The following is a 21,372-nucleotide window of genomic DNA, read 5'->3' as shown; positions in this document are numbered from 1 at the left end:
TGTAGGAGCGGGTTTACCCGGGAAGGGGCCAGCACAGGAAAAAGAAGAATCAAAGCGGTCGCAGCAGGCCAAAGCGCTTGCGCAACGCCCAATTCAGCAAGCGCCGCGGCAGCAACCGAGCCATCAACGGCAACGCTGTACTGCCATTGCCCAAGCGCACTACAGCCGGTACCGGCGACCTGCTCACTGCCGCCAGCACGCCCTTGGCAAACACCGCCGCCGAAGTCGGCTTGTCCTGCGAAGCCCGCGCCCGTGCCTGCACATGTTCACGCAATGGCCACCACGCCGAATCCGTCGCCAATACCTGCTCGGCCTGGCGCTGGGCATTGCTGGCGAACTGGGAGGCAATCGCCCCGGGTTGCACTTCCATCACCTGCACGCCGAACGGTGCCAGCTCAAGGCGCAGGGCATCGCTCAGGGCATGCACGGCGGCCTTAGAGGCGCAGTAGGCGCCGGCGAACGGGGTGACCAGTACGCCGGATACGCTGCCGATATTCACCACCAGGCCCCGTGAGCGGCGCAGCAGCGGGAACAGCGCGCGAGTGACGCCTACCACGGCGAAGACATTGGTTTCGAACTGCTGGCGCAGCGCATCCACGCCGCCATCGAGCAACGGGCCCATGGCGCCGTAGCCGGCGTTGTTGATCAGGATATCGAGGCTGTCCAGTTCCTCGGCCAGGCGGGTAAGGGCATCGCTGTCGTTCACGTCCAGTTGCCGGGCGGTGTAGCCGGCGGCACTCAGTTGTTCGACATCTTCAGGCTTGCGGGCGGTGGCCCAGACGTGGTGGCCGGCATCGCGGAAGGCGTCGGCCAGGGCGCGGCCAATGCCGCTGGAACAACCGGTGATCAGGACGGTGGGCATGGTGGGGGCCTTTGATCAAGGTGAGAGATGTGTCGCCGGTACTGGCCCTATCGCCGGCAAACCAGCAGTCCAACCTGTGGGAGCTGGCTTGCCGGCGATAGGGCCAGTGCAGGCAATGAATCAATTGGCAAATGTACCTTGCAGGTGCTCAGCCCGAAACTCCAGGGTTTGTGGTCGGTAACCGGAACGCAGGGGCGGCAAGGGCAGGCAGTCTTCCCACTCGGCCCCCGGCTGCAGTTCGCCAGGGCCACGGTAGCGCGGGGCGTTGTAGGTATTTTCGGCGAGGTTCACGGTATCGCCCGGCGCATAGGCGGCTACGCGCCAACGCAGTTCGGTGAGCGGTACCGGGTTGCCGTTCTTCATGTGCACCCGCAGGGTTCGGTCGGCGGGGCACTGGTCTGGGGCGTAGCTCAGGCGCAGGTCCAGGCGGGCCAGTTGCGAGGCTTCGCGGGTGTCCTGCCAGGCAACGAACAGGGCCACCAGGCCCAGGCCGCACACGGCGGCCAGGGAAATGGGCAGGGCCTTGGCCGGGTAGCGCAACAGCAGCACCAGCCAGGTGAGGATAAGGACGGCACCGATGATCATGATGTGCGGATTCCGTTCGAGTCTCGGCACATCTTGGAGTGGCAAGCTGCAAGCTGCAAGCTGCAAGCTGCAAGCTGCAAGCTACAAGCTACAAGCTACAAGCTACAAGCTACAAGCTACAAGCTACAAGCTACTAGAAAAAGCAGGGCGGTGGAGAACCCACAATTTTAGATTCGACGCCGCCCCGCTGTTTCTTGTAGCTTGCCGCTTGCCGCTTGCCGCTTGCCGCTTGCCGCTTGCCGCTTTACTGCGCGATGGTCTTCACCGAAACCCCACGCTCGACCGGCGTAGAAGTGCGCCCATACACATCTTCAAAGCGCTCGATGTCATCTTCGCCCAGGTAACTCCCGGACTGCACCTCAATGATCTCCAGCGGGATCTTGCCCGGGTTGCGCAGGCGGTGCACCGACGCTATCGGGATGTAGGTCGACTGGTTCTCGGTCAGCAGGAACACGTTTTCGTCGCAGGTCACCTCGGCAGTGCCGGACACCACGATCCAGTGTTCGGCGCGGTGGTGGTGCATTTGCAGCGACAGGCTGGCGCCTGGCTTGACGGTGATGTGCTTGACCTGGAAGCGGCCGCCCATGTCCACCGAGTCGTAAGAACCCCATGGGCGATACACTTCCAGGTGGTTCTGGGTTTCGCTACGGCCCTGTTCGTCCAGTGTCTTGACCATTTGCTTCACGCCTTGAACCTTGTCCTTGTGGGCGATCATCATGGCGTCCTTGGTCTCGACCACCACGATGTTCTCAAGCCCGATCACCGACACCAGCTTGCCGTTACCGTGGATCATGCAATTGTGGCTGTCCTGCACCACCACATCGCCCTTGGTGACGTTGCCATTGTCGTCCTTCTCATGCACCTCCCACAACGACGACCAGCAGCCCACGTCACTCCAACCTGCCGACATCGGCACGACACAGGCGCGCTGGGTTTTTTCCATCACCGCGTAGTCGATGGAGTTGTCCGGGCAGCAGGCGAAAGTGGCGGCGTCGATGCTCAGCACATCGCCGTCTTCCTGGCTACGCTCCAAGGCCAGTACACAGGTGTCGTAGATATCGCCATCGTGCTTTTTCAGCTCCTCGAGGAAGCGGCTGGCGCGGAACAGGAACATGCCGCTGTTCCAGAAGTAACCACCGGCCTGGACGAACTCGGTGGCGCGCTTCTCGTCGGGCTTCTCGACGAACTGCGCAACCCGCGCCACGCCCTCGGGCAGCAATGCATCCTGGCTGGAGCGGATGTAGCCGTAGCCGGTTTCCGGTTTGGTCGCCGGTACCCCGAACAACACCATCTCGCCGCGCTCTGCCGCTACGGTGGCCAGGGCCAGGGCACGTTGCAGGGCCTTCTGGTCCTCGATCACATGGTCGGCAGGCAGCACCAGCATCAGTTCGTCACGACCTTCGTTGACCAGCTTCATCGCGGCCATGGCCACCGCGGGCGCCGTATTGCGGCCAAACGGCTCCATCAGGATGCCTTGGGTTTCCAGCTTCAGGGCCGCCAGCTGCTCCTGCACGATGAACTTGTGGTCCTTGTTGCAGACCACGATCGGCGTGTCCATGCCCTCGAACACCAGGCGCGAGAGGGTTTGCTGGAACAGCGTGTGTTCACCGGTCAGGGCCAGGAACTGCTTGGGGAACTGCTTGCGCGACAAAGGCCACAGACGCGAACCGCTACCACCAGAAAGAATTACCGGGATCATCATGTTTCTCCAATAGTCGTTGAGAGGCAGGGGAATCAGTTGCTAGCCACGGGGCGAGTTACCCACACCGGCGACAAGGCGTTGCCGGAACCCGTTACGTACAGCACTGCGGCTTCGCCGCGCTCAAGGGCGACTGGCTTCACGTCACCCACTTTCTTGTCACCTTGGTACAGCGCCAGGTTCACCTTGACCGGGTTGATCTCGCGCTCACCACGACCGTTGGCGGCCACTTGCTTGACCACTTCGGTCTTGCCGTCGGCGGTTTTCAGGGTCAGCTGCTGGTCGCTCAGGTTCTGCACGCGCACCAGGGCTTTCTGCTTGTTCTTGAACGGCGGCTCTTCGATCAGCTTCGGGTTGCCGCTGTTGCTGTTGACCAGGGTGTAGTACTTGTCCGAGGCCAGCTTGACCGGCACGCTCTTGCCGCCGACCTGGGCGGTGTAGTCACCGCCAGGCAGGAAGCTGAAATCGCTGCTGGCCTGGGCGCCAACCTGCTTGATCTGGGTGTTGCCGACGCTGGCGGCAGCCGGTGCACTGGTGGCGTTGTACAGCCGCACGAACGTGGAGCCTTTCGGCGCGCTGGGGCCATACAGCGCGGCGTCGGCGCCGGCGAAGGCCTGCAGGGAAGCAAGGGACAGGCCGGCCGCCAGGGTGAGGGCTTTGGCAATGGAAGTCTTGGTAGTCATGTGCGTGTTCCTCTCTTCAGTCAGTGGTTCGTCCGGGTGGACGACAAGGCCAGGTTTTCTTCGGATTTACGGGCGTTCTTCAGCTGCGCGACCCAGTGCGGGTCGAAGCTGCTGAGGTCGTTCTTCATTGGCAGATATCGTTCTGGGAATTCCCACACCACCACTTGTGGCGCGGCGTTCTTGAAGGCATCGCTTTGCAGGTACTTGAGCATGGGCACCAACGGGCCGTGGCCGTCCTCGGCGTAATTGGCCACGTCGCTGCGCAGCGCCTGCTGCAGTGCGCCAAGGAAGTTCCAGTGCGGGTTGGCGCTGTAGCTGGTGCCAACCAGTGCCACCGGTATGCGGCTGTCGGCGAACAGCGCGTCAGCGCCGTCACCCTCCGGCTCGGCGGCCCGGGTGGTACGTTGTTGCAGGCTGTCCGGGGCGGGCAGCAGGTTGCTGAACAAAGGGTCCAGTGGCAGGAAGTTGGTCAGGTCGCCTTTGTACGGGGCGGTGCTGCCTGCTTCGGTTATGAAGGCCTGCGGGGCGCCGTCGAGCAGGTTCTGCCGGCGCACGGCGTCGGCCAGCGCCTGCGCCGCCACTTCGGCGCCCATCGGCGTCCAGTGGGTGTCGGTACGCAGGAACACCTGGCCGCGGGCCTTGGCCTGCGCCAGTGGGCCCATCAGCTCGGGCGCAAACACGTTGGCCTGGCGTGCCTGGGCGTGAAACTGGTTGTACAGGTCGTCATGCAGGCTGGCCGGTTGTTGCTTGCCGATGTATTCGGCATACACCCGCGCCTTGGCCGGGACGATCGCCAGCACCAGGTGAACGCCGTGCTGCTGCAGGGTGTCGCGTACACCGCGGATCAGCGCCAGGTTCTCTTGCATCAGTTGTTCGGCACCGGCGGTGGGCTTGAACTCTTCGTCACTGAACAACCACTGGTCGCGGCCCAGCACCACGCCAGGGCGGCCTTCGTGGAACAGCTTGAAGTCCATCGCCGCCCACAGGTTGGTGCCCAGGCGCTTGATCGGGAACTGGTCGTCGTAATGGGTTTCGGCTGCCTTGGCCAGTTTGCCGTTGAGCAGGGTCATCTGCTCGGTGCGCTGGAAACTTTCCAACCCACCGGTGGACCAGACGCCCATGCCCACCAACAGGCCGATGAAGGACAGCGAATAGGTAATGCGTAACGTTCGGGTCATGTCAGCCACCTCAGAACTGGAAGTAGAGGAACGGCGAGTAGCTCTGCGCCGAAAGCTTGAGGATCGAGGCCACGAACAGCAGCAACACCAGCGCGCGGGTCATGACCCGGGTCCAGTCCAGGCCCAGCGAACCGTCGCTGTTGACCTGCACCGGGGTGGCCTTGGGCGTGGGTGTGGCGTTGCGGTAGAAGTCGCGCAGGCCGAAGAACGCCAGGGTGAGGTAGGCGATCACCAGGGTGGCGACCTGCAGGCCGGTGAGCTGGGCACGGTTGAGTTCCGACAGCTGCCAGTCGCCGAAGCTGAACATGGCGCCATACATGCGTGCGGCGACGTGCAGGTTTTCGGCGCGGAAGATCACCCAGCCGACCACCACCAGCAGGAAGGTGAAGGCCCATTTCACCGGGTTGAAACGCTGCGGGTTGGTGTCGATGCCCAGCGCCCGCTCGATCGCCAGCCACATGCCGTGCCAGGCGCCCCAGATGATGTAGGTGAAGTTGGCGCCATGCCACAGGCCGCCCAGCAGCATGGTCAGGAACAGGTTGCGGTAAGTGTTGAAGGTGCCTTTGCGGTTACCGCCCAGGGTGATGTACAGGTAGTCGCGCAGCCAGGTCGACAGGCTGATGTGCCAGCGCCGCCAGAACTCGGTGATGGACTGGCTGATGTATGGCTGCTTGAAGTTTTCCATGAAGCGGAAGCCCATCATCAGCCCCAGGCCGATGGCCATGTCGCTGTAGCCGCTGAAGTCGAAGTACAACTGCGCGGTGTAGGCCAGGGCGCCGAGCCAGGCATCCCCTGTGGTCGGGTTCTGCAGGGCGAAGCAGTGGTCGGCGACCACTGCCAGGGTGTCGGCGATGAACACCTTCTTGATGAAACCCTGCATGAAGCGGGTGCAGCCTTCGGAGAACTTGTCCAGGGTATGGGTGCGGTTGTTGAACTGGTCGACCAGGTCCTTGAAGCGCAGCACGGGGCCGGCGATCAGGTGCGGGAAGATCGCCACGAACGCGGCGAAGTCGATCAGGTTGCGCGTGGCCGGGGTGTCGCCGCGGTACACGTCGATGATGTAGCTGATCGACTCGAAGATGTAGAACGAGATACCGATCGGCAGCAGCACGTGGGTGAGGATGAAGGGCTCCAGGCCAAACGAGGTGATGATCGCATTCAGGCTGTCGACACCGAAGTTGGCGTACTTGAAGTAGCCGAGAATGGCCAGGTCGACACCGACCCCCAGCAGCAGCCAGCGCTGTGCCGGCTTGGTGCGCACGCCGGCGGCACCCACTTTCAGGCCGATCCAGTAGTTCCACAGGGTGACCCCGGCGAACAGTGCCAGGAAGTCCACCCGCCACCAGGCATAGAAGATGTAGCTGGCGACCAGCAGCAGCAGGTTGCGATAACGTTGCCCGCTCAAGTAATACAGGCCGAGGAATATCGGCAAGAACAGGAACAGGAACACGTTGGACGAGAAGACCATCCCGGTTCTCCTTATTGTTCACAGCATCCGGGGCACAGCGCCCCCCAAACCCCCCAGCAAAAAGCTGGAGGGCAACTTAGATCCCTGTGGGAGCGGGCATGCCCGCGAACAAGGGCGAAGCCCTTGCCATGCACCGCGGTGGCTTCTTCGCGGGCATGCCCGCTCCCACAGGTACCGACCCCACAATGGGAGTCAGTTCATTTCTTGCTTGCTGCGCTCGGGTCATAGACCCGGGTCACATCGCCGCCCAGCCGGAAGCTGTTGAACGGCTGCATCCCGTGCTTGCGCTCGAGCGTGTCGCCGACGCAGTGGTACAGCGCGCACCAAGGCTCGAGCCAGGCGTACTTGTTGTCGACCTTGAGGTCTTTCATGTCCTGCTTCTCACCGGCACGTTCGGCGAAGTGACGTGGGTCGCGGGCGCCGTAGAGCACACCTTCGCCCAAGCGCTGCAGGGCAAAGTTGTTTTCGCTGCGCAGGTCCACGCCGTTGGCCTGGGCGAAGCTGGCAATCATCGCCAGCGGCGGCAGGGCGTAGTTGTGATAGGCCAGGGCACGTTGCTTGCGCTTGACCTCGTTGGGCAGGAAACCTTGCTCGTCGACCTGGTTGGCACCCACCTTGAATTCCTTCACCGCCCAGTCGAACAGGTCGCGGCGGTCGGTGGCCACGGCGGTGGCCATCACCGACCAGGCGGCCCAGTAGCTGTGGTTGTTGATCTTCCCCAGCGGCAGGTTGCTCCAGTCCTGTACGGTCTGCTCGGCCAGGCGGTCCAGCCATTTCTCGATCAGCTCGGCCTCGGCCTGGTGCGCGGCCAGCGGCTGGGCAGTGGAGAACTTCAGGCGCAGCCACGAGCCGCTCATGCTGCCCAGGGCCCATTTGCGCATCGACTTGCCGGTGTGGTTGTAGTCGGTGGACAGCAGCGCATTGGCCCGCGCCCAGGTCCCCAGCCAAGCCAAGGTGCAGTCGAGTTGCGCCGGGCGGCCATCACGCATGTATTGGCCGACCATCTTGCTCACGCCCTTTTCCAGCGTGGTGATGTCTTCGGTCGACTTGCGAAAGGCCTTTTCCGAGGCGACATTGAGCGTGGCACGGGCCTTGTCGGAGCCTTCGTACTTACTGCGGAACTGCAGCGCACCGGTGTAGGGTTTTGGTGCCGGCTCGCAGCGGAAATTGCCGTCGCCCGTTTTGGGTTTCTCGATGCCCTCGTAATAGCCTTGGGGTGGCACCAGCGCAGCGTGCGCGGCGCTGCCGAACAGCGCCATGGCGAGCAGGGCAGGGCGAAAGATTTGCTTGAATACGGTCATGGTCGCCTCACTGGCCGGCTTGCGCGGTTTGCGCAGGCACGGCGAAGTTGTTGCGTTTGCAGAGTTTGGCCTCGACTTTCTGGGTGCCGCTTTCCGGGCCCTGCACCTCGAACGCCAGCAGGCTCTGGTCGGCCCAGTCCTCGTCCTCACGCATCTGGAAGACAAAGCGGCCGTCGGTGTCGGAGGTTTCCGGTTTTTCCAGCTTGATGTCTTCGTGGCGGCCGTTGAGGTACCACAGGGTGGCTTGCAGCACCTTCACCGATGGGTCGTCGAACCTGACATCCATCTGCAGGTTGCGGTTGATCAGCTGTTTCACCACGCCGCCCTTGCCGTTGACCATCAGCTCGTTGTTGCCGGGCTTGAGCGTGGTGCTGGCGCTCATCAGGGCCGGGCGGTCATTGCAGCCATCGTCGAGCAGGCCAAGGATTTGCCGCCAGATGGTTTCCTGGTCCAGGCGGTACAGCGGCGAGAACTCCCAGATCAGGATCTTGGGCGGGTTCTTGCGGAATTCCTCGCTGCCCAGGTACTGGATCATCGAGCCTTCCAGGCCACCGCCGGGGAAGGCGACGTTGAGCACATCGGCGCCGATGTACTGCTCGAGGAAGCCGGAGAAGTTGTAGTTCTTGCCGCTGTGGCTGGTGCCGACCAAGGTGATCTGTGCGTTGCCGCTGTCGCCGAACAGGTCGTCGCCGCCGCCGCTGGAGCCTTTCGGCTCGGTGGCGAACTGGTCCATGTACTGGATCGCATAGCTGGTGCCACACAGTTGGCCGGCCACGTTGTGCAGGGTGCCCGTCTTGCCCATGCGGCCAGATTTCTTGGTTTCGAATTCCTTGCGTGGAATGCCCGCGAAAGCCGGCATCTTGTGCACGGTGTCGGCGACGATCCTGGCGGCGCGCTGGGCACCGTACGGCGTCCAGTGCTGGTCACCCCGGAAGTAGAAGTCCTTGCCCTGGTCGGCGGCGGCCAGTTGCTCGTTGGTCAGCGGCGACAGGTCGGGCACGTTGTAGCCCATGCTGGCGAAGCGCTTGAGCATGGCCTGGTAGTTGCCCAGTGCCTTCTGGTAGTCGAATGCAGCTTTCTCGGCCGGGTTGAGCATGTTGCGGTTCACCAGGCCACGGGTCGGCTGGTACACCACCACCAGTTCCACGCCGCGCTTCTTGAACGCGTCGTGCACCTGCTGCAGGCGCTTGTAGCCGGCCGGCGTGGTGCTGAACTCGGTGCGCAAGTCTTCGCGTGTGCGGAACAGCCAGTCGCCCTTGGCTTGCACCAGGGTGGTGAAGTTCTGCTGGTAGCGGGTGGTGTAGCGGCTGGCATCGTGCGCTTCGGGGCACAGCTGGCAGCAGGGTTCGGCCGTGAAGGTCGGGGCCTTGACTTCATCGGCGCGCACGCCCTGGCTGATTGCCAGAAGGGCAGCGGACAGGCCCAGCAGTTTCATCAGGTGTGGAGTCATGGTCTGGGCTTCCTTAATCGATCATTTCGGTCTGGCGCTCGACCGGGTCGATCAGCACAGCCTTCTGCTGGCGGACCAGCAGGTCGAGGATTTCGTCCTGGCGCTCGCCCAGCACGCCGTTAAGGCTGATGCCGCTGGCCTTGCGCGGGGCGAGCATGGATACCTTGTACAGCTCGACCGACAGCGGCGAGTCGATCGACAGCGGGCCTGAACCATTGGCCGCCAGTTCGCCGCCCACCACGATCAGCGAGACCTTGGTGTCGAACGGGTCGAGGGCGATGTCGCGGTCGGTGTCGGACAAGTCCTTGATGTGGCCATACACGCCGACCAGGCCGTTGGCCATGGCCACGTTCTCGTACAGGCGGATGTTCACGCTGTTACGTACGCGTATGCCGTGGCGACGGTTGTTGATCAGCTTGTTGCCCCAGATCAGGTTGTCGCCGCTTTCGTACAGGGTGATACCGTCGGTGTGGTTGCGGTAGATCTCGTTGTAGGCCACCAGGTTGTTGACGCTGTTACGGTCGATCACCACGCCGGAGAGCTTGTTGTCGTAGCTCTTATTGTTGATGATCCAGCTGTCGTTGACCTCACGCGAAATGATGATGCCGTGCTTCTTCTTGGTGCCGTAGACCGTGTTGCCGGCGATGATCAGGCGGTGCGAGCGGTCGTGCGGGTCGATGCCATAGACGATGTTGTCGTTGTAGGTATTGTCCTTGACCACGAAGTCCTGGGTTTCGTAGCAGTAGAAGCCGTACCACATGTCGCTGAACTGCGAACCGATGATCCAGCCGGTGGGTTCCGGGCGGCCCATGCGCTTGGCCATGTTCGGGGTGTACTGCGAAATGCTCACGCCGTACGACTTGGACTTGGCGTAGCCGAAACTGGCCATCTTGGTATTGACGATGTAGGTTTCGGTACCGCCCCACGAGAGCAGGAATGGGCGGAATTCCTTGGGCGAGCGGAAGGTCGCCGGGCCGTTGTCTTTTTCCCGCCAGCCAGTCACCTGGGTGTCGGTGACGAACAGCTTGCCGTCGTTGACCAGGAACGCGCCGCCCTCCTGGGACAGGCGCAGTTGCTTGACCTTGCCATCGATCTCGAAAATACCCTTGCGGCCGACCACGATCGGCAGGCGCGCCAGGTAAACGCCCGGCTCGACTTCGCGCAGGTACTGTCGCGGCACCTGCTTGCTCAGCTCGACAAGGTCGACATGGCCGTCATCGATGAAGATCGCCTGCGAAATACCGTGCTGGCGCTGGACCCACTCGGCCGCCTTGTTGTCGCCGCCGACAAATTCCTTGAGGGTGTCCTCCTGGAACATGCGGCGCAGGCTGACCTTGCCCTTGTGGCTGCGGTCGATCTTCTTCTGCACGGCCTGGGCGGTGTAGCCGCTCAGGTCGGGCAGCTTGGGCGGGTCCAGGTGCAGGGGCTCGATCGGCGCGCTGGCCACGGTGTAGGTCTTGGCCTGCTGCAGCTCCTTGGCAATGACCTTGGGCTCTGCGGCGACGGCCAGGCCCGAGGCCAGCAACAAGGCGCTGGCCAACAGGCTGTGACGTAGGTGCGGGTGAAGGTTCATCAGGTTTCTCCCGGCCTCAGAAGCGCCAGATCACGTCGACGAAGGCGCGGTGCATGTACGAGTCCGCTTCCTTGCCATAGGCGTCGCCCGGCTTGAATACACCCGCGCGCAGGCGCACCAGGGCAGACGGCTCGTCGATGGCCTGGCTCATGGACGCGGGCAGCAGGCCTTGCTTGAAGTACTTGGTCACGACCACGTCCATCTCCTGGCCAAGGTCTTTTTCACCGTCGACCAGTTGGCGGTTCACACCGTTGTCGTCGACCACGGCGTTGATGCCGCTGGAGCCGATGTTCTGGTTGCCATCGACGCGCCAGAACTTGTGGTAGATCAGGCTGGCGTCATAGTCGTCGCGCAGTTGCCACGATGCGAACAGCGTGGCCGCCTGCAGGTTGCCCAGCTCGCCGCGCAAGGCCTCACCGAAGCGGTGCACCCGCGAGCGGGTGCCGGTGAAGTTGGAGCGGTTGCTCTCCAGCCCGGTCTGCTCAAAGTTGTTCGAACCATCGTCACCGCCGCCGCCGCTGCCGCGGGCGTAGGCTGCACCCACCTGCCATTGCGGGTCGAGGCGCAGGCGGATACCCAGGTCGGTGGCCCAGGCATTGACGTTGCCGCTCTGCTTGCCGGTGGCCACCTGATCGTCACCCACCTGTTGGGTGGTGAGCTTGTCGCGGTCGCCGGTCAGCCAGGTGACGCTGCCCCAGTAGTTGACGGTGTGGTCATTGCGCCAGTTGTAGGCGTCGCTGTTGGCCTCGAGGCCCAGCCAGGTGAGGTCGCCGGTGCGGGTCTTGTCCAGTGCGTCGACGGTTTCCCCGGGTTGGTTCAGGCTGCCGCTGTCATGGGTGTGGTGGGCGCGCAGGCCAACCCAGTGGCCGGGGGTCCATTGCGTGGCGATGTTGCCGTAGACGTGCGTACGGTCCTTGTCTTCGGGCGCCAGCTCGGTGAGGTCGGTGCGGTATTCGCTGAAGCGCTGGGCCACGCCCAGGTCGGCCTTGAGCAAGGTGGTGTCGAAGGTCCAGTTCAGCGCTTCGATGTTGGTGTCGCGCCACATGCCGTCATCGCTGCGCAGGCGCTGGCGGCCCAGGCGCAGTTGCTCGCCAGGGTAGGCGGTGAGGCCGCTGTAGCCAACCCAGAATTCGCGCATGGCCAGGTAGCTTTTGTCTGGCTTGCGGCTGTCGTCACCGGTGTCGGTGGTGGTGCCGTCGTCGTTCTGGCGCAGGGTGTCGGTTTCGATGGTGTCGGTGGCTGCGACCGCCTGGCCCATGGCGTAGGCGCTCCAGTTGCCGCGCTCGCCGTAGACCCATGGGCGCAGGTCCAGGCCCAGGCCGTTGACGTCGCCGCCGGGGCGGGTACCCAGGTCGCGGTCGTCTTCCGATTGGCCGGTGATTTTCACGTCCAGGCCAAAGTTTTTCTCGGCGGTCATTTCCGCCAGGGTCGGGCAGGACCACAGCAGGGCGAAGCTCAGGCCGATGCCGGCTTTCACGAAGGGATTGAGCGTCATAGCGAGTCCTCACCGTCTACTTCTTGTTCGTCGTCTTGCAGGGCTTCGATGGCCAGGGTGCTGTTGGCGCCTTGGCTCATGCTGCCGCGGGCCTGCTTTTCCTGAGCCAGCAGTTGCTGGGCTTGGCTGCGCTGGTCCGGGGTCAGTTGCGGCTCGAGTCGTTGCAGCATTTCTGCCGCCTGCGGCGTGGGGTTGGCTTGTGCCAGCTGGGCGAACACCCAGGCATTGCCTGGTTGCGGGCGAATGCCATGGCCTTCGCTGAACAACTGGGCCAAGGCGTAGTCGGCGCTGATCTGCCCGCCGCGGGCGGCGGCCAGCAGGTGGTCGACCGCCTTCTGCGGCTCGACGTTGCCCAGGTAACCACGGCGGTACAGCTGGCCCAGGTAGTAATGAGCGCTGGTTTCGCCAGCCTCGGCGGCCGCCTGCAGGTGGCGCTCGGCTTTCTTGGCGTCAGCCGGTACAGTCTTGCCTTCGTAGTACAGGCGGCCCAGCAGCAGTTCGGCACGTGGCTGTTCGGCTTCGCGACCCTTGTCGATGTAGGCCAGCAACTGGTCGGTGTCGCCCAGTTCGGGGAACTCGTAAAGCAATTGCGCCAGGCTGACCCACGACGCCGGGTTGGCCGGTGCCACCTGTTCGAGCAAGTCCTTGGCCGTTTTTTCATCGGTCTGGCCAAGGCTGCGATCGGCCAGCACCCGGGCCACACTGTCGACCCTGCTGGCTGGCACGGCACCACGGGCGTAGGCCGCCTGCAACTGGCCGAGCAGGGCGGCCTGCTGGTCGGTCTGGCCGCGCTTCTGGTACACGGTGGCCAGTTCGACGTAGCACATGTCGGTGGTGCTCAGGGCGGCCTTGCAGATCTTCTCCACGTCGCCCAAGTGCTGGTCGTAGCTGCCCTGGGTGCGATACAGCAGCACCTGGGCCAGGCCCGCTTCCGGGTTGCCAGTGGCGCGCCACTGGTCGATCTGCTGCTGCGCGTTGACCTTGGGGAAGCTTTGCGGGTAGCTCAGGTACAGCATCGCCAGCGGGATCAGGGTGTTGCCTTCACCTTGCCGGGCGGCGAGTTTCAGCAGCGTTTCGGCTTCTTCACGCTCGGCCTGGGTGCTGTCGGGCTTGGCCACCAGCAGGCGGCCAAGGCGCGCCTGGGCGCGCGACGAGGACGCAGCGGCAGCGCGGTAGGTGGCCTCGGCCTCCCTGATTTGCACCGGGTCGCGGCTGGCCACCTTGATGTCGGCCAGGCCCACTTGCGCATCGCTGTAGCCCAGGTCGGCCAGGGCCTTGTAGTTGCGTTCGGCCAATGCCGTGTCACCGCGCTTCAGGGCTTCGTTGGCCAGGCGCTGGTCGGGCAGGCCGGCGCAGCCGGCCAACGTGATGGCCATGGCCAGGCCACACAGACCCAGGTTCACACGGAACCTGTGGGGGCAGGTGTTGGTATCAGCGATCATCGTCCGATCCTCTTACAGCCCACGGGCCACGGCTTTGTCGATCAGCCAGTTGAGCGACGGGCCACGGTCGCTGTTGACCGACGCCGGGCGGCCGGCGAGCTCGGCGGGCAGGCCGCTATCGGGCTTGATCTGCACACGGATGTCGGAGGCCAGGTCTTCGCTGTTGAGGCTGGCGCTGCTGACGATCTGACCGGTACGCACTTCGTCTTCGCCGGCGACCTGGAAGTTGACCCGGGTTCCTGGCTTGACCTCATCGAACTGGCGGTAGCTGAAACGCGCCTCGACCATCGGGTTGGTGGTACGCGGAATCAGCTGGAAGATCGGCTGGCCCTTGGCAGCGTACTGGCCGTCATCCACCAACTGGCGGGCGACCACGCAATCGCAGGGGCTGGTCAGGGTGCCGGACAGTTGCTTGCCGAACAGTTCCTCGATCTTCGCCGGTTCCAGTTGCGTGTCGTCGAGGTTGCCCTTGAGCATGTCCAGCATGCTGGTGGTGAAGCTGGCCAGTGGCGCGCCCTTGGCCACCTGCCCACCGCTCTCGACCAGGCTGTTCACGGTACCGTCGCGCGGCATGGTGACATTGGTGGTGGGTACTGCGACCACACCGGCTTCAGCATGGCTGATGAAATACATGCCGTACAACGACTTGGCGACGAAACCGAAGGCGGCGATGCCGACCACGAACACGCCGAGGGTGACGGTAACGGCCTTGAGCCGGCCGAAGGGGCTCAGGCCACTGCCGCCGTCTTTCTGCTTGCGCGCCTTGGTGAAGTTGTCGCGCTGCAGGGTGCTGAGCACGTCGCCGGCAGTGATCAGTTCACCCGACAGGTGCGAGGTGATGATATGGCGCAGGGTGGCGATGTCGCGTGGCTCCAGGTTCTGGAATTGCGCACCGGTACGCCCGCTGTCGGGGTGGTACGAGCGCACCTGGAATTCGATGTCCATCGACAGGCCGAGGTTGTCGACCGTGAACATCAACCGCCCACGCAACGCATCGCCCACCGCCAGTTGCTGCTTGGTGTGGAAGCTCAAGCCTCCGGCGGAAAGGTCGTCGACCTTCACGTCGTGGGCCTGGCGCTGGGCGTCGATGAAGCGCAGCTTGGCGGGGATGCGTACCCGGGCGTGCTGGCGCTGGGCTTCGGACTCATGCACGACGTTGACATTCACGGCGGTATTCATGGGGTTTGTTCCTGTTAGATCCGATCCGGGTTGGGCTCACACGACCATGAACAGCACAGCAACGAAGATGCTGGCCGCCGAGAAGGTCATGGTCCGCGAGGACCAGGTGTTGAACCATTGTTGAAAGCTGGCGAGGTCACGCTTGAGGGCAGTGGGCTGACGCGTCCACGACTGTTTGTCGAGGCGGAAGAACACGTAGATCTTCATCAGCGCGCCGATGATCTGGTTGTAATAGAGAATCAGCGGGTAGGCCGGGCCGACGTTGTGGCCAGAGCACAGCAGCATCACGGTGAGGATCAGGCGGGTGATGCCGATCCACAGCAGGTACACCAGCAGGTATGCCAGGCCGAACTTGAGGCTGGCGATCACCGCTACGGTCAGGCCCAGCAGGCTGGTCCACATCGACACGCGCTGGTCGAACAGCACGATGCTGGTGAACAGCCCCAGGCGCCGCAGGCCCAGGCCCAGCGCACGGGAATTCTGCCGCAGGTTGTTGCCGTACCAGCGGTACATCAGCTTGCGGCTGGCCTTGAAGAAGCTTTTCTCTGGCGGGTGCTCGACCGTGTTGATGGCAGCGTCCGGCACGTAGAAGGTGTCGTAGCCCAGGCGCATCAGGCTGAACCAGCTGGACTTGTCGTCACCGGTCAGGAACTTGAAGCGGCCCAGGCGCCAGTGCATCAGCGAGTCGCTTTCCACGTCGGCGATGAACTCGGGGTTGGTGACCACGCTGGCGCGGAACATCGACATGCGCCCGGTCATGGTCAGTACGCGCTTGGACAGGGCCATCGAGCACATGTTGATGTGGCGCTGGGCGAAGCGCAGCTTGTGCCATTCGCTCATGATGTAGCCGCCGCGTACTTCGCAGAATTCGTTGGTGGTCAGGCCGCCGACATTGGGGTACAGCTTGAACCACGGTACGGTCTTGCGCACCACGCCATCGGCCAGCACGGTGTCACCGTCGATCACCGCCACCACGGCGTTTTCGTCCGGCAGCATGCGGGAGATGGCACGGAAGCCGTAGGCCAGGCCATCGCGCTTGCCGGTACCGGCGATGCGTACGATGTCCAGCTTCACGTGGGCCGGCGGGTTGTACTTGGCCCACAGGCTTTTCACCAGCAGTTCATCGGACATTTCCACCAGCGAGCAGACCACCGTGGTGGGGAAACCGCAGTTGATCGCCTCGCGGATCACCGAGCTGTACACCTGAGCGGTGGTCAATGCTTCGATGCGGAAGCTGGTGACCATCAGGTACACGTGCGACGGGTCGGCGGCGCTGCCCATTTTCTGCACTTTGCGGCGCAGGTAGGGGTACACGCCGTAGAGGAAGATCATGCCGCGGATGAAATGGGTGGCGCCCATCGAGTAGCGCCAGATGCCGACGGCGCCGACCAGGAAGATGAAGTGCTTCGATTGCGAGTCGAAGATATCGGCTGGCAGGGCCAGGGCGATCAGCATGAGCAGGCTCATGTAGAGCAGCCAACCGGCGCACTGCAACAGCACTGTCTGGAGCCTTTGCATGTTCAGCATCCGTGGAAAATTCGGGAAAGGGCGGCAGCGCAAGTGGGGAGCCTTGCGCCGCCTGGCCCAGGGGTTACCAGCAGATGCCTTCGGTGCGGCTGGCAGCGCTGGTCGGCTTGCTCATGAAGCCGACCAGGTCGATCACTTGCTTGCCGGCCGGTGCTTGCTGGGCAAGGGCGCGGAACTGCTCGTCACGGTTGCCCAGAACGATGATGTCGGCGTTGTCGATGACCTTCTGGAAGTCACCGTTGAGCAGCGACGAAACGTGCGGGATCTTCGATTCGATGTAGTCTTTGTTGGCCCCATGAACGCGGGCGTACTCGACGTTCTCGTCGTAGATATCCAGTTGGTAGCCCTTGCCGATCAGGCGTTCGGCCAGCTCCACCAGTGGGCTTTCGCGCAGGTCGTCGGTGCCGGCCTTGAAGCTCAGGCCAAGCAGGGCGACCTTGCGTTTGTCGTGGGCTTCGATCAGTTCGAAGGCGTTTTGCACCTGCGACTCGTTGCTGCGCATGAGCGAGTCGAGCAGGGGGGCGCGCACGTCCAGGCTGGCGGCACGGTAGGTCAGGGCGCGCACGTCCTTTGGCAGGCACGAGCCGCCGAAGGCAAAGCCGGGGCGCATGTAGTACTGCGACAGGTTGAGCACCTTGTCCTGGCAGACCACGTCCATCACTTCGCGGCCATCCACACCGACAGCCTTGGCGATGTTGCCGATCTCGTTGGCGAAGGTGACCTTGGTGGCATGCCACACGTTGCAGGTGTATTTGATCATCTCGGCCACTTCGATCGGCTTGCGGATGACCGGGGCGTCGAGTTCTTCGTACAGCGCCTGGAGGATGTCGCCGCTGGCGCTGTCCAGTTCGCCGATGACGGTCATCGGTGGCTGGTCGTAGTCCTTGATTGCAGTGCTTTCACGCAGGAATTCCGGGTTCACCGCGACGCCGAAGTCGACGCCGGCCTTTTTGCCCGAGCAATCTTCGAGGATCGGGATCACCACGTTCTTGACGGTGCCTGGCAACACGGTGCTGCGCACCACGATGGTGTGGCGGCGCGTGGTGTCGCGCAGCACATAACCGATTTCCCGGCACACCGACTCGATGTATTCCAGGCCCAGGTCACCGTTTTTCTTGCTGGGGGTACCCACACAGATCATCGATACATCGCTGGCGCGAATGGCCTCGGCGAAGTCGGTGGTGCCGCGCAGGCGACCATTGGCGATGCCTTGTTGCAACAGTGCTTCCAGGCCAGGTTCGACGATTGGCGACTTGCCCTGGTTGATCAGGTCGATCTTGGTGCTGGACACGTCCACACCGATTACTTCATGGCCACGCGCCGTCAGGCAGCCTGCACAGACTGCACCCACATAACCCAAACCAAAGATGCTGATACGCATCGCTATCACCTCATGTGTTTATCACGCCGACGCCTCCGTGGAGTGCCGGGCTGGGTTGATTAACAGCAGTTTTCAGGCGCACGGGTTCATGGCGAATGCACACTTCACCGAGCGCAGGCAACATAAGTCCGGAGTGCACGAAAAGTTATGCACTCAAATTAGGCATTTAAAAACCAGGTAGTAAAAACGTGCCCTGTCATGCAGCCGTCTTTATTGCAAGGCGCTACGCGGCGCTTTGCTGTGCTTGTTTTTTCAAGTGGGATAAATCCTTTGAAATCAACCACTAGGACGAGTTGTGCGGGACGCTTGTCTCCTCTAAGGACAGGCATTTGGGCGTTAGCCGGGCGGCCTGTCTATATTCTCAGGGCAGGTAGTGGATACCTTGCCGTTGTCATCTGTAAGTCATCTCTCACAGCCCGTGGGCAGGAAATTCGTTACGGCTCTATGAGCGGTTGTGGATATGAGAAGTTCCTGGCTGGGTTTCGTCTCGATGAAAGATTTCTAAATATTTATTCAGCTGCCGACAGTTTCAATTTGATGGCACGCATCGGTTTGCCCCCGATGTTTCAAGGGCGAAACTGTTGCGAGATGTTTTAGTGCCAGCATCGAAAAAATTTTTTCAGAATTCGTCAGAAAAGGTATGAACGGTCGCCCCGGCGGCAGAGCGAGACACTTGCGTAAAGATTTTTTTGGCGCCAGAAAAATGACGAATCAAGGTGTTCTCTCATGAGCGGCCCGCACGGCTTGCAACATTTTGTAGGCACATTTTTTTTAAGGTTTTGCCACTGTGGCCGTTAAGCCTCATGGGCGCTCCCAGAGGAGGTGCCTGTGTACGAAGGAGCGTCTCAGGCAGCTTGAGGCTACGGCCGCAAGGGCGTCTCACCCCATCACCACAGGGAAGAGACGAGAATGACACCGATGAAAAGATTTACGCGAATCCTTTGTGCAACTGCCTCGTTGCTTGCTGCCGGCCAAGCGCTGGCGGGGCCGCCTGTCGAGGTTACCTTCAGGAACCTTGGTACAGAGACCGTCAAGCTCCAGTTGACCAATGCCAATGAGAGCAGCACCTATCAGATTGCAGTGCCCGCGCCGGATCAAGAAGTCAGAGCTGGCCAGTCGATAAAGTTTACCGTCCAACGCTTAGTGAGTCCTGATGCGAATGGCGCCATGTTGCGCTATGCGGACGGACGAAAGTCATGCGCTTTCAGCACCACATTCGTGATGATGATGGCCGGGGGCATAAAGCAACCCAAATGGAACAAAACAGCCACCCCGACCGGCGGGGCAACTTGCACCGCTGTGAATTCAGGTTTCGCTGCTAACTACGCCTGGAAAGCCGAGTTCACCATGAAGTAACCACTTGGCGTTGATCGAGTGGCCCGTCCAGTTACTGGCAGGCTGCTCGGTTGAGGCTGAATGCACTGAAGTGTTAACTCAATCAGGAGGCTAGTCATGTCCAGGATTGGCGATTTTATTGCTTCACCCTTGCAAAAAATATTCAAAGCGATTCCAGTGGCCACTACTGCGACCTCGTCTGACTTGGACGCAGCCAGAGTTGATGGTGAAGGCGAGAGTGTGCCAGACGTGTCTCCACTTGCTCGTCAGCTAGCGGCTGCCGCAGAGCGGGCAGCGCAGCGTGACAGCCAGCTTAGCCGTCAGGAACTGGCTAAATTGGGCATGCGCATCAGGGATGATCTGAACAGCTCTGTCCACGGCCTGAACAAGCCTCTGAACGATGCGTTTGTACCTGACACTGATGACGCGGAGTTGCTGGCCCGTGCGCGGCAGGCGACCGAGTTCGTTAATGGAAAAGGACAGAATCCATTCAAAGATTTGTCCACTGAACAATTGGTCTTGATTGGCTATGACGAAGAGGGTGATTTCACCAAGAATGAAAGAGAGGCCGCTTTCATGGAACTTGGGCATCGGTATTCATTATGGACTCATTATATTGTCGATAAATCGAATGCGGAATATGAAAACACCGGCCTCAGGGATCATGCGATCAGGGAAGTGATCGCCTATTACAAGGCACTGCCTGCGATAGAGGAGGCGCAATTCGGTAATTATGAAATCAATCTGAATATGCTGATTGGCAGAAAAGAGTCCCCCCCAGGTGAGGAAGCGGACTCACTGCAGGAAACAATCTTGAAAACCGTCCGCAAGTTGGAAGATGAGGCGCGGCACGCAAAGCCGGCGCTGGCACCGGCAGGCGACCAGGACAACCGTGCATGAAGCCGATGATCAGCCTCACCAACGTCAGCCGGTTCCATGCTGGCCGGCCGGTGCTGCACGGCATCGACCTGATGGTGCCTGGGGGCCAAAGCTGCGCCATCATCGGCCCGTCCGGTTCAGGCAAAAGCACCTTGCTGAACCTGATCGGCCTGCTTGACCGCCCATGCAGTGGCCGTGTCCTGCTAAATGACATCGACGTGACGGCAGCCAGCGCTGATCAGCGTGCGGTCATGCGCAATCAGCTGATCGGTTTTGTCTTTCAGAGTTTCAACTTGCTGCCGCGGCTCTGCGCGCTGGATAACGTCGCGCTACCGCTGGCCTATCGCGGCCTGCGCCTGCCTGCGGCGCGGCGCCTGGCCCAGGTGCAGTTGGAGGCCGTGGACCTTGGCGCGCAAGGCGGTCAGCGGCCTGCCGATTTGTCAGGTGGCCAACGGCAGCGGGTGGCCATTGCCCGTGCGTTGGTCACTGAACCGCGCATGCTGATCGCGGACGAGCCAACCGGCAGCCTGGATCCGTTGACCGGCAAGCGCGTGCTGCAACTGCTGCTGAAGCTCAACCGCGAACGGGGCACCACGCTGCTCATGGTCACGCATGACCTGTCCCTGGCGCAGCAGATGCAACGCCGCGTGCGTGTGGAAGATGGACGCCTGAGCGATGCCTGAGCACTATGGCCCCGGCTGGCAGCAGCGCTTCGCCGAGGCGCTGCTGAACCTTCGCCTGATGGGGCGCAGGGCGTGGCTGGCACTGCTGGGAATAGGGGTCGGCTGTGCTGCGGTGGTTGCTTTGCTGAACATGGGGCATGGCGCAGCGCAGCATGTGAAAGCGCTTTTCAAAGGTATGGGCAGCGAACTGATGGTCGTCGAGTTGGAGCGCCCGGACAGGCGTGGCAGCGCAGCGATGCCTGACCTGACCGGTGTGTCAGCGTATGTGCGGGTGGCGGCCCCGCTGATTGTCGCTGCAAGCACTGTCCAGCGGCAGGGTTTACGGCAGGACGCAATGGTTGTAGGTAGCACGCCCCAGCTTGCCGAGCTGCTTGAGCTTCGTGCCCGGGGTGGGCGCCTGCTGTCTGCACATGATGCCGACGCCCTGCATGTCCTGTTGGGAGCCTCGCTGGCGGTTCAATTGGCCGCACGGGAGGGCGAGCAAGTGCAGCTGGGGCGCTACCTGGGTTGGAGTACTGGCGGCAACAGGTGACAACCCATTGTTGCCGGTCATGCTGGACCGGGCTGTGATCATGCCCTTATCAGGCATGCGCCGCCTGATGCCGGCCCCGGATGTGGGTTTGATGCTGGCACTCGGGCGCGACCCCCATCC

At 62.3% G+C, this 21,372-nt stretch carries 18 protein-coding genes; 4 read left to right on the top strand and 14 right to left on the bottom strand.

Annotated elements, in window-relative coordinates; translation table 11 throughout:
• Window positions 1-49 precede the first annotated feature (49 nt).
• The 14 genes from GEV39_RS20335 to GEV39_RS20270 form a co-directional block, all read right to left on the bottom strand.
• The gene (locus GEV39_RS20335) at window positions 50-862 is read right to left on the bottom strand and encodes an SDR family oxidoreductase (RefSeq protein WP_173891004.1); all 813 of its coding nucleotides are present in this window, start codon (window positions 860-862) and stop codon (window positions 50-52) included.
• 120 nt (window positions 863-982) lie between these two features.
• Window positions 983-1,447 carry a multidrug transporter gene (locus tag GEV39_RS20330; protein ID WP_173891003.1) on the bottom strand — a complete coding sequence of 155 codons (465 nt, stop codon included), beginning with the start codon at window positions 1,445-1,447 and terminating at the stop codon, window positions 983-985.
• A gap of 244 nt (window positions 1,448-1,691) precedes the next feature.
• Window positions 1,692-3,146: a mannose-1-phosphate guanylyltransferase/mannose-6-phosphate isomerase gene (locus tag GEV39_RS20325; protein WP_173891738.1), complete on the bottom strand. Its 1,455-nt coding sequence runs from the start codon at window positions 3,144-3,146 to the stop codon at window positions 1,692-1,694.
• Window positions 3,147-3,181: 35 nt separating this feature from the next.
• Entirely contained in the window at window positions 3,182-3,829 is a 648-nt protein-coding gene (locus tag GEV39_RS20320) for an alginate O-acetyltransferase AlgF (protein WP_173891002.1), read from the bottom strand.
• Window positions 3,830-3,849: 20 nt separating this feature from the next.
• The gene (locus tag GEV39_RS20315; RefSeq protein ID WP_173891001.1) at window positions 3,850-5,007 is read right to left on the bottom strand and encodes an alginate O-acetyltransferase; all 1,158 of its coding nucleotides are present in this window, start codon (window positions 5,005-5,007) and stop codon (window positions 3,850-3,852) included.
• Window positions 5,008-5,017: 10 nt separating this feature from the next.
• Entirely contained in the window at window positions 5,018-6,475 is a 1,458-nt protein-coding gene (locus tag GEV39_RS20310) for an MBOAT family O-acyltransferase (RefSeq protein WP_173891000.1), read from the bottom strand.
• A gap of 197 nt (window positions 6,476-6,672) precedes the next feature.
• Window positions 6,673-7,776: a mannuronate-specific alginate lyase gene (locus GEV39_RS20305; protein ID WP_173890999.1), complete on the bottom strand. Its 1,104-nt coding sequence runs from the start codon at window positions 7,774-7,776 to the stop codon at window positions 6,673-6,675.
• A 7-nt stretch (window positions 7,777-7,783) separates the two neighbouring features.
• A complete protein-coding gene (locus GEV39_RS20300; protein WP_173890998.1) occupies window positions 7,784-9,226 on the bottom strand; it encodes an alginate O-acetyltransferase in 1,443 nt (480 codons plus the stop codon).
• Between the two features lie 13 nt (window positions 9,227-9,239).
• Window positions 9,240-10,799, bottom strand: coding sequence for a mannuronan 5-epimerase AlgG (gene algG / locus GEV39_RS20295; RefSeq protein ID WP_173890997.1), 1,560 nt, complete (start codon window positions 10,797-10,799; stop codon window positions 9,240-9,242).
• A 16-nt stretch (window positions 10,800-10,815) separates the two neighbouring features.
• The gene (locus tag GEV39_RS20290) at window positions 10,816-12,294 is read right to left on the bottom strand and encodes an alginate export family protein (RefSeq protein WP_173890996.1); all 1,479 of its coding nucleotides are present in this window, start codon (window positions 12,292-12,294) and stop codon (window positions 10,816-10,818) included.
• Complete coding sequence (algK, locus tag GEV39_RS20285) at window positions 12,291-13,736, bottom strand: alginate biosynthesis TPR repeat lipoprotein AlgK (protein WP_173890995.1); 1,446 nt, start codon at window positions 13,734-13,736, stop codon at window positions 12,291-12,293. Before algK ends, GEV39_RS20290 begins: the two co-directional genes overlap by 4 nt.
• A 12-nt stretch (window positions 13,737-13,748) precedes the next feature.
• A complete protein-coding gene (locus GEV39_RS20280) occupies window positions 13,749-14,915 on the bottom strand; it encodes a PilZ domain-containing protein (RefSeq protein ID WP_173890994.1) in 1,167 nt (388 codons plus the stop codon).
• A gap of 36 nt (window positions 14,916-14,951) precedes the next feature.
• The gene (locus tag GEV39_RS20275) at window positions 14,952-16,433 is read right to left on the bottom strand and encodes a glycosyltransferase family 2 protein (protein WP_009684460.1); all 1,482 of its coding nucleotides are present in this window, start codon (window positions 16,431-16,433) and stop codon (window positions 14,952-14,954) included.
• A 73-nt stretch (window positions 16,434-16,506) separates the two neighbouring features.
• A complete protein-coding gene (locus tag GEV39_RS20270) occupies window positions 16,507-17,823 on the bottom strand; it encodes a nucleotide sugar dehydrogenase (protein WP_173890993.1) in 1,317 nt (438 codons plus the stop codon).
• Window positions 17,824-18,732: 909 nt separating this feature from the next.
• On the opposite strand from GEV39_RS20270, the gene GEV39_RS20265 reads away from it, so the two are divergent.
• From GEV39_RS20265 to GEV39_RS25955, 4 genes are all read left to right on the top strand, one after another.
• Entirely contained in the window at window positions 18,733-19,179 is a 447-nt protein-coding gene (locus GEV39_RS20265) for a hypothetical protein (RefSeq protein ID WP_232109400.1), read from the top strand.
• 96 nt (window positions 19,180-19,275) lie between these two features.
• The gene (locus GEV39_RS20260; RefSeq protein WP_173890992.1) at window positions 19,276-20,058 is read left to right on the top strand and encodes a hypothetical protein; all 783 of its coding nucleotides are present in this window, start codon (window positions 19,276-19,278) and stop codon (window positions 20,056-20,058) included.
• A gap of 5 nt (window positions 20,059-20,063) precedes the next feature.
• Window positions 20,064-20,720, top strand: coding sequence for an ABC transporter ATP-binding protein (locus GEV39_RS20255; protein WP_218581713.1), 657 nt, complete (start codon window positions 20,064-20,066; stop codon window positions 20,718-20,720).
• Entirely contained in the window at window positions 20,713-21,252 is a 540-nt protein-coding gene (locus GEV39_RS25955; RefSeq protein ID WP_218581696.1) for an ABC transporter permease, read from the top strand. Before GEV39_RS20255 ends, GEV39_RS25955 begins: the two co-directional genes overlap by 8 nt.
• The last annotated feature ends 120 nt before the right edge of the window (window positions 21,253-21,372 follow it).

The organism is Pseudomonas sp. NY5710 (genome assembly GCF_013305665.1).
Classification (GTDB): Bacteria; Pseudomonadota; Gammaproteobacteria; order Pseudomonadales; family Pseudomonadaceae; genus Aquipseudomonas; species Aquipseudomonas juntendi.
This window is presented reverse-complemented; position numbering and strand designations above follow the sequence as displayed.